The 8,961-nt window shown below is 72.5% G+C and carries 7 protein-coding genes; 3 read left to right on the top strand and 4 right to left on the bottom strand.

Going from position 1 to position 8,961, the window contains the following annotated elements; genetic code table 11:
* Positions 1 to 9 precede the first annotated feature (9 nt).
* The gene (locus tag DFR50_RS06365; RefSeq protein WP_147262667.1) at positions 10 to 3,264 is read right to left on the bottom strand and encodes an SEL1-like repeat protein; all 3,255 of its coding nucleotides are present in this window, start codon (positions 3,262 to 3,264) and stop codon (positions 10 to 12) included.
* A 264-nt stretch (positions 3,265 to 3,528) separates the two neighbouring features.
* On the opposite strand from DFR50_RS06365, the gene DFR50_RS06370 reads away from it, so the two are divergent.
* Entirely contained in the window at positions 3,529 to 3,987 is a 459-nt protein-coding gene (locus DFR50_RS06370; RefSeq protein ID WP_245427375.1) for a MerR family transcriptional regulator, read from the top strand.
* Between the two features lie 242 nt (positions 3,988 to 4,229).
* Here the strand turns inward: DFR50_RS06370 and cmk are convergent, their stop codons facing one another.
* On the bottom strand, positions 4,230 to 4,859 hold the full coding sequence (gene cmk, locus DFR50_RS06375; protein ID WP_113888380.1) for a (d)CMP kinase: 630 nt from the start codon (positions 4,857 to 4,859) through the stop codon (positions 4,230 to 4,232).
* Positions 4,860 to 5,143: 284 nt separating this feature from the next.
* On the opposite strand from cmk, the gene DFR50_RS06380 reads away from it, so the two are divergent.
* Complete coding sequence (locus DFR50_RS06380) at positions 5,144 to 6,358, top strand: MFS transporter (protein WP_113888348.1); 1,215 nt, start codon at positions 5,144 to 5,146, stop codon at positions 6,356 to 6,358.
* A 60-nt stretch (positions 6,359 to 6,418) separates the two neighbouring features.
* Here the strand turns inward: DFR50_RS06380 and DFR50_RS06385 are convergent, their stop codons facing one another.
* Positions 6,419 to 7,264 carry a class I SAM-dependent methyltransferase gene (locus DFR50_RS06385; RefSeq protein WP_113888349.1) on the bottom strand — a complete coding sequence of 282 codons (846 nt, stop codon included), beginning with the start codon at positions 7,262 to 7,264 and terminating at the stop codon, positions 6,419 to 6,421.
* A 148-nt stretch (positions 7,265 to 7,412) separates the two neighbouring features.
* On the opposite strand from DFR50_RS06385, the gene trmD reads away from it, so the two are divergent.
* Positions 7,413 to 8,108: a tRNA (guanosine(37)-N1)-methyltransferase TrmD gene (trmD, locus tag DFR50_RS06390; protein WP_113888350.1), complete on the top strand. Its 696-nt coding sequence runs from the start codon at positions 7,413 to 7,415 to the stop codon at positions 8,106 to 8,108.
* Positions 8,109 to 8,284: 176 nt separating this feature from the next.
* On the opposite strand, the gene DFR50_RS06395 is transcribed toward trmD, so the two are convergent.
* Complete coding sequence (locus DFR50_RS06395) at positions 8,285 to 8,455, bottom strand: DUF3563 family protein (RefSeq protein WP_113888351.1); 171 nt, start codon at positions 8,453 to 8,455, stop codon at positions 8,285 to 8,287.
* Positions 8,456 to 8,961 lie beyond the last annotated feature (506 nt).

An 8,961-nucleotide genomic window follows, 5' to 3' on the forward strand; every position in this document is an offset into this window, starting at 1 on the left:
CGCTCTGCGCTACGGGGCGGCCGGCGCCGCGCCCGAGGCCTGCGCCGGCGCCGGGTCGCCGCCGGAGCCGGAGATCGGGGCGACGTCGTTCGCCGCCGGATCGGGCGCGGCGACCTTGAACCGCGACAGGGCGTCGGCCGCCGCGGCGCGCCCGGCCGGATCCATTTTCGCCGCCACCTCGTCGCGCTTGCGCGCCGCTTCCGCGTCGCCCTGGGACGCCGCGAGCGAGAACCACACCCACGCCTGACCCAGATCGCGCTCGACGCCGAGGCCGCGGGCGTAGAGCACCGCGAGATTGTACTGGCTGTCGCGCACGCCCATCTGCCCGGCCTTGCGGAACCACTGGGCGGCCTCGGCGTAGTCGGCCTTTTCGTCCGCCGGCTCCGCCTCCATCACGCCGAGATTGTGGGCCGCCCGGGCGTTGCCGGCGCGCGCGGCGGCGGTGTACCAGCGCTTGGCGGCGGCCGGGTCGCGCTGGACCCCCACGCCCTTCTGGTACAACGCGCCGAGCCTGAACGCGGCGGGGGCGAAGCCCGCCGACGCCGCCCGCTCGAACCATGAGGCGGCGGCGGCCTGGTCCTGGCCAAGGCCGCGGCCGTCGAACAGGCGCTGGGCGAGATCGTACTCGGCGGCGGGGGAGCCGGCGAGGACCGCGTCGCGCAACGGCGGCGTGACGCCGGCGGGAAGCGCCGCGGACAGGTCCGGGATCGGCGGGCCGCTGTCGCGTCTGCTCTCGAGGCTCGGGCGGTCGCGACCGATCGAGCCGGTCGGCGCCGTGTCGATGGCGGCAGGCGGCGTCCGCGGCCCTGGCGCGGCCGGTGGAGTGGGCCGCGAGAGCGCGTCGGCCGCCGGCGCTGGCGGCGCGTCCTTGCCGTACCATTGCGGGAGTAACGGGTGGCCGCTCATCATCCGCGCGGCCGCGGCGATCGCCATCGCCAGCGCCGCGGCCAGCAGCAGCGACCGCTTGTGTTCGGCGCAGAAACGCCCGGCGTGGCGCACGTTCCGTTCGACGTTCGGCCAGGACGCGGCGGACTTGGCGTCGGGATGGGCGACGGCCGATTGCGCCGCGCGGCGCGCCGCGGCGATATGCGCCGAAATGGCGGCGTTGGCGCGCCCGCCCGAGGCTTGCCCCTGCACTCCGTCTCCGGCGGCGCTCGCGCGCTCGGGCGCCGCGCCCGGCTCGAGCAGGCGATCCCCGTCGAGACGGGCGGAGGCGGCGTTCGCGACCCGATCCGAGGCGAGGTCGCGCCGGACCGGCGGCCGCGGCGGATCGAACAGGTCGAGCGCGTCGAGCGCCGACGGATCGACGATGCGAATGGTCGGGGTTCGCGCCGGCTCCCGGGGGCGGTCCCGGGCGATCGGCGGCCGATCGGCGGCGGCGCCGGAAAGGCGGTCGACGAGGCGGTCGATGACCTCCTGCACGCCTTGGAGCAGCGTCTCGGCGCGCTGGTCGGCGGCCGCCCGTTCGCGCCGCAAGGCCGCGATCTGGTCGGCGAGGTCCGACGCCGGCGGCTCGTCGCCGCGGCGGAGTTTGTCGAGCACGTCCCTCGCGGCGCGTTCGAGCGCGTCGACTTCGTCGAGACGAACGGACACGAGGTCGAGCCGGCCGTCGATCTCGGCGAGGCGGCCGCCGCCGCCGGCGGCGCCGGCGAATAGGCCTTCGAGTCGCCGGGCGATGGCCTCGGCCAGTTGGTCGGCGGTTTCATCGGCGATCGGCGCGGTCGCGCCGAGGCGGTCGACACCCGCCTGAATCGCCCTCAACTCCTGTTCGATCGCGGCAAGCGAAGCCGCCGGGATTCGGTCGAGTCTTTCGATCACCTGCGACAGCAGCGGAGCGATGTCCGGGCGCTCCCGCTCCCGGCTTTCCGCCGCGTCCGCCCGGGCTGCGAGGTCGCGGACGAGCGCCGGTACGGATTCCCGCTCAGCCGCCGCCAGACTCGCCTCGATCGCCGTCAGCGACGCCTGCAAGCCGGCGAAGCGATCCTCGGGGAGGCTGCCCGCGATGGCTTCGAGCCGCGCGTCGATCGAGGCCAGCGCCGGCTCGACCTCCGCGGTCGCGGCCGGGCGGCGCATGAGCGCGAGCAGCTCCTCCGTCTGCGCGGGGTCGAAGGCGGGAGGCTTCGCCGCCAGACGTTCCACCTGATCGACGAGTCGCGAAATCTGGTCGTCGAGACGGTCCAGCGGAAGGCTGCGCCGCGCGGCGGCGATGAGGAGGTCGTGCACCTCTTCCATCTGGCGCCGGATCGCCTCGACGACCTCCCCGCTCGGGACCGCGCCGGCGAGGGCGTCGATTCTGGCGCCGAGCGATTCGATCCGCCGATCGAGATCGGCCGCGGCCTCCGGCCGGCGGCTGTCGAGGGCGTCCCGCAATTCGAGGGCGATTCTGTTCACCGCCGCGAGCAGCCACTCGTCGCGATCGTCGCGACGCGGGGGCGCGCCGGCGCGCGTGGGCCAGCCCGGCGATTGCGCGAGCCCGTGGCCGGGCGCCGCCGGCGCAAGGCCGGCGAGGCTCCGCCGAACCGCGGCCAGTTCCTCCTCGAGCGCCGCGACGTCGTGGTCGCGCGCCCGCGCCCCGCGCCATTCGCGCCGCAGCGCGTCCAGCTTTCCCGAGAGGTCGCGAAGCCCGAGGCGCAGGTCGCCGGAGGAGGCGGATGCGGCCGCGCCCGTCGGGCCGTCGTCGCCCGCCGGCCCGGCGCCCGCGGGCGGGCGCTGCCCGAGGCCATCGTGCGCGAGATGGGCGTCGAGCGCCCGCCGCCGCGAGGCGATCTCGGAGAGGGCCGACTGAAGGTCGAAGGCCGGGGGCTTGCGACCGTCCCGCGCCGGATCGGGTGGGCTCGCCGCTGCGGTCGGGGCGAGGGTCGGGGTCACGCGCAGAGGCGGCGGGAGCGGCCGATCGGCCTGCGCCGGACCGGGGGCTGTCGCCACGCCGGCTGCGACCTCGCTCACGCCCTGTTCGGGGCTCGGCGCGCGCCGCGTGAGCGGGCCCGCCGTCGCCCGCAGTCGTTCCTGGAGGTCGCGCGCCGACTCTGCGCCGTAAGACGGCGGCTGAACGGCTCGAGCAGGGGTCTCGTCGGTCGCGACGGGCCGCTCGGCCATGGCGGGGCCGACGCGCGCCGGCGGCGCGTCCGGGTCCGCGGCGTGGACGACGATCGCCTGATCGAGCCATTGTTCGATCGACACGCCGGCCCGACTCGCCGCCCGTTCGGCAAGACTTCGCGCGCCGGGGCTGACGCTTGCGATATCCCACGCCGTGCTTCTGCTCATGCCCTCGACCGCCGCAGGCGTTCTTAAACGAGTCCGCGCCGAGCGCGACGTCTCCGGAGTCAATCCTTCGTTTGTTAGGGTGAAGAAACGGTTAAGCGCCCCGGTCTGACGCCGCGGCGGCGCACCGCGGCGGCGGCGACGGCGGTTGCGTGACGCAACTAGGAGTTGCAATTCTCGCGCAGCTGCGTAATGTGGAGTCGTGTCGCGACCTTGCGCGGCATGCGGAAGGCGCGAACGCAGCGGCGCCGACGAAAGGACAGAGTCATGAGCCGTTTGTCGTCCCTCGGTCATTCCCCGATCGCCCTGGCGCGCGCGACGGAAAGGAAGCCGCCCGTCAAGCCCGCCGCGGAACAGGACGAAATGACCATCAGCCAGATGTCCAGGGCCTACGGCGTCAGCCTGCGCACGCTGCGTTTCTACGAGGACCGCGGGCTGATCGCGCCGCGTCGCGAAGGCAACGCGCGTTTCTATCGCCCGGCCGACCGGACCCGGGTGGAGATGATCCTGCGTGGCAAGAAACTCGGTTTCACGCTCGCCGAGATCGGCGACCTGATCGGCGGCGGCAGGGGCGCGACCGACACGCCCGATTTCGAGCAGCGCTTGCAGCCGCAGCAGATCGCCAATCAGATCGGCCACCTCGAGCGGCAGCGCGAAGAGATCGAAAACGCGATCGCGCGCCTGAAGGCGACGCACATGCGCAGGGTCCAGGAGGCCGCCGCCTGACGGGGCGGGCGACCCGGCCCGCCCGCGCCCGCCCGCGAGAAGCCTGTTCGCCGCCGGCCCTGTCATTGCGCGGAGCAACCGCCGGATCGAAGAGCGCGGGAGACCGAAGGCATCCGCGCCGCGGCTCAAGTCCTGCGGCGCGGAATGCTTCCCCCCGGGCTCTGCGAGCCGGAGGTTCGGCTGGCAACGACCGCGCCACGCGAGCCCCGGGGCGTCCCTATCCCATGGGATCGCCGGTCGCGCTACGCCCTGACCCGCGCCGATTCGACGATCCGCGCCGCCTCGGCGACCGCGGCTTCGACGCCGAGCGGCGTCGTGTCGAGCCGCACGGCGTCCTCCGCCGGCCGCAACGGCGCGGCGGTCCGCTCCGAATCGCGGGCGTCGCGCTTCTGGATGTCGGCGAGGATCGCGGCGTAATCGGCCCGCTCGCCGCGCTGCGCCAGTTCCAGCGCCCTGCGCTGCGCGCGCGCCGCGGCGCTCGCGGTGACGAAGATTTTGACGTCGGCGCGCGGGCAAACCACGGTGCCGATGTCGCGGCCGTCGAGCACCGCGCCGCCGGGCCGCGCCGCGAAGGCGCGCTGAGCCTCGAGCAGGGCGTGGCGCACGCCCGGCATCGCCGCGACGATCGAGGCCGCTTCGCCCATCTCGCGGCTGCGCAGCACGACCTCGTCGAAATCGGTGAGGCCGAGGCCCCGCGCCGCCGCGACCGCCGCTGATTCGTCGTAAAGGTCGCGGTCCGCGCCGATCAGCGCCGCCGCCGTCGCGCGGTACAAGAGACCCGTGTCGAGATGCGGCAGGCCGTAGAGCGCGGCGAGGCGGCGGGCGATCGTGCCCTTGCCCGACGCCGCCGGGCCGTCGATGGCGATGATCATCGAAGCGCGCTCAATCTCCAGAAGGGGGCCGACCGCCCGTCGCCGGCTCATAAAACGCCGCCGCGCCCGTGTCGAGCGACGGCTGTCGCGCGACGGCTTGGCGCGGGCGTTCGCCAGGCGCTAAGGTGTGACGATCGACGGGGTCCGGTTTCCGCGGGCGGCCTGGAAAAACAAGCGCTCCCGCGGCCCCGCAGGTCCGTGACCGGGGCGGATGTCGGGGCGTCGCTTGCAGCCGCGCTCGGAACGAGCGCGGCTGCAAGCGGCGCGGGGAAGGGAGGGCGCACATGACTCTGACAGGACCGCAGATCCGCACGATCGTCGCCGCCTACCTCGGCTGGACGCTCGACGCCTTCGACTTCTTCGTGCTGACCTTCGTCATCAAGGACATCGCCAAGGAGTTCGGCGTCGAGGTGTCGGCCGTCGCCTACGCGCTGTTCCTGACGCTGGCGATGCGCTTCATCGGCGCCTTCCTGTTCGGCCGGCTCGGCGACCGGTGGGGCCGGAAGCCCGCGCTGATGCTGGACATATTGTGCTATTCGATCATCGGCGCCGCCGCGGCCTTCTCGCCCAACCTGACGGTTTTCCTCGTCCTGCGGGCGCTGTTCGGCGTGGCGATGGGCGGCGAATGGGGGCTCGGCAGCTCGCTCGCGATGGAGTCGATCCCGCCGCAGACGCGCGGCATGGTGTCGGGCGTCCTGCAATGCGGCTATCCGAGCGGGTTTCTGCTCGCGGCCGTCGCCTACGGCCTCCTCTACGGCCGCACGTTCGGCGATTACACATTCGACTGGCGGGCGATGTTCCTGCTGAGCGTCCTGCCGGCCTTCGTCGTGCTGTTCATCCGCGCGGCCGTGCCGGAGTCGCCGGCCTTCGAAGCGTCGCAAACGCGCGCGAAGCCGAAGCTCTGGGCCACGGTCAGGCAAAACGGCAAGCTCGTGGTCTACATGGTCGTGCTGATGATGGCGTTCAACCTGTTCAGCCACGGCACGCAGGACCTCTATCCGACCTTTCTCCAGAAGCAGCGCCACTTCGACCCGGCGACGGTGAGCTTCATCGCCATCGTCGCCAACCTCGGCGCCATCGCCGGCGGACTGAGCTTCGGCTACTTTTCGGAAAAGATCGGGCGGGTGAACGCGATCACGATCGCGGCGCTGCTCGCCCTGCCGGCGTTGCCGTTCTGGGCCTTTTCGACGACGCCGGCGATGCTCGCCGCCGGCGCCTTCGTCATGCAGATCGCGGTGCAAGGCGCCTGGGGGGTGATCCCCGCGCATCTCAACGAGCTCGCTCCCGGCGCGGCGCGCGCCACCATCCCGGCCTTCGTCTATCAGGCCGGCAACTTCCTCGCCTCCTACAACGGCCCGTTCCAGGCGCGGATCGCCGAGGCCAACGGCGGCGACTACGCCTATGCGCTGGCGCTGGTGGCGGGGATCGTCGCGGTCGCCATCGTCGTCGTGATCCGCTTCAGCCCGGAGCGGCGCGGCGAGCCTCTGACGGCGCATTGAGCGCGCCAGCCGTCGGCCGTCGGGTCGCCGGTCGCGGGGAAGCGCGGCCCGGCCTCGCCGTCACGGCGTCGCCATGCGGACGACGTGACCGCCCGGCCCCGAACGCGGCTTGATCGGAACCGCCGGCAGGTAACGCTCGACCAGGGCGGCGCGGTCCAGGTCTTCGATCTCCGAAAACCCCATCGCCCGCGCCCGCTCGTGCAGGGCGGCGGTGTCGAGAAACGAACGGAACGGCTCACCCTGCGCGGCGACGCGGTCGGCCAGCTCGCCATGGAAAGCCCGCGTTCCAGCCTCCTCGATCGCATCCGGCGGATTGGCGTAGTCGAACACCACCTCCGCGCCGCCGGGGAGCTGCGTCAGCGATCGAAGCGTCGCGGCGATCGCGCCCTCGGTCAGGTAGGGGGTTACGCCGAGCCACAGCACAAAGGTCCGGCGGCTGGGGTCGAGCCCGCCGGCGACGAGCGCCTCGGTCATGTCGCCGTGCTCGAAATCATGCGCCACGAATGCGAGATGCGCCGGCGCGTCGATTCCGGCCGCGGCGAGGCGCGCGCGCTTGTCGCGCTGGGTCGCCGGATGATCGAGCTCGAAAACCCGCAAGCCGTCGCTCGGCTCGACCCGGTAGGCGAACGTGTCCAGTCCGGCGCCGAGGACGAGGACCTGCCGGACGCCGGCTCGAATCGCGCGGCGCGCCGAATCCTCGGCGAAGCGGCTGCGCATGGCCACGAACAGGCGCAGGGCGCGTCGTTCCGGCCGCGCTTTGGCGCGCGCAATCTCCTCGTCCGCGTCCCGGCCGAGAATGCGCAGGGCGAGCGGATCGGCGAACACGATCCCGCCGTCGAGCGCCTGATGCGCCGCCCGGTGTCCCGCCGCCCCGAGCGCCGTGCGGCTCGCTTCACCGTGTTTCATGGGCGCCTAAGGTATGGGAGTCGAGGGCGCGTGTCGAGGCGGATGGGCGCGGTCGCCGGCAGGGCCGTTCCCCGCCGGGGCGGCGGCGCGACACGCCGTCCGGCGTTTTCATTGGCGTGCGCCTCGCGCGACCGATTATGACAGGCCCATGTTCCGCGCCACCCTGCTCACCCTGTTCCCGTCGATGTTCCCCGGGCCGCTCGGCCAGTCGCTGGCCGGCGACGGACTGGCGCGCGGGCTCTGGGCGCTGGAGGCGCGCGATATCCGCGAGCAGGGCCTGGGAAAACATCGCGCCGTCGACGACACGCCGGCGGGCGGCGGGCCGGGCATGGTGATGCGCGCCGACGTGCTCGCCGCGAGCCTCGACGCCGCGGCGCAGCCGGACGATCCGCGCCCGCGCCTGATCATGAGCCCGCGCGGAAAACCGTTTTCGCAAGGACTCGCCCGCGCCTGGGCGGCGGGGCCGGGCCTCGTCATCCTGTGCCCGCGCTTCGAGGGGGTGGACGAGCGGGTGATCGCGGGCCGCGGACTGATCGAGGTTTCGATCGGCGACTACGTGCTGTCGGGGGGCGAGGTCGCGGCGCTGGCGATCCTCGACGCCTGCGTGCGGCTGATCCCCGGCGTGATGGGCAAGGAGGCGTCGGGGGCGGAAGAGAGTTTCGAATCAGGCTTGCTCGAATATCCGCAGTACACCCGCCCGCGGGAGTGGGAGGGGCTTTCGATCCCCGACGTGCTGCTGTCCGGGGACCATGCGAAGATCGCGGCGTGGCGGCGGGCCGAGGCGGAGCGGATCACGCGCGAGCGGCGGCCGGACCTGCTGGCGCCGTTCGCCCGAGGGCCTTGACTCGCCGCAGGGGCATTGCCTCCTGTTCCCGCGCCCGGCGAAACGCCGGCGCGCGGTCGGCGACCGCGCCGACAGAGACGGACACGCGCGCGGCCGACCGGTGACGGCCGAGCGCGCGCGCATCGTTCAGAGACGGGAAATCCGGGCGCATGAACGGCGACCAACCCGCGACCGCGTCAGGACGCGCCGCGCATCCGGCCGCGATCGATCTCCCGCACCCGCATTTCGAGGTCGATCAGGTCTCCGGCCTGCTCAAGGTACGCCGCAGCCCGCTCGTCATCGCTCGGAACGCTCAGGTATTTGAAGATCTGGCGCAGGGCCGTCGTGAGGTCTTGAATGGAACGCATGGTCTGTCTCCGTATTCTGGTTCGAGGGCCAGGCTCCGAAGACGTTTCCGTTACACGATCATCAGCTTTGAACGAGCCATTCTGTTGAGCAGGACCGAGGCGTCTGTTGCGACACTCTCGGGACACTCGAAACATCATGGGTAAAGCGGGCGATTTCGTGGCGACCGCAGGCGTCGGGACCGGCGCCTGATATGCGCCAAGCGCATATCTTGCAATCGGGCTCCGCGTCCTGTGCAACGGAGCGAACGCTGTGTCGGTCCGACGACTCATTATTTCGACGGCGCGACCCCGGCTCGCGCCCCCTCGCCGTGCTTCGCATCGGCATCGCCGGGGACGATTACGGCTGGTGGAAGGGGGCAAGCGACAGCCTCGGCAGGCGTGACGGTCGTGTCTCCCGAGGGCGGGGCGCTTCCGCCGTCATGTGTGGATGGCCCCCGACTTGCAAGAGGCAATTTCAAGCGGATGGACGTACGGCCACTTGCGGTCATGTGTACGGCCTCTGGATT

Source organism: Roseiarcus fermentans (assembly GCF_003315135.1).
Taxonomy (GTDB): domain Bacteria; phylum Pseudomonadota; class Alphaproteobacteria; order Rhizobiales; family Beijerinckiaceae; genus Roseiarcus; species Roseiarcus fermentans.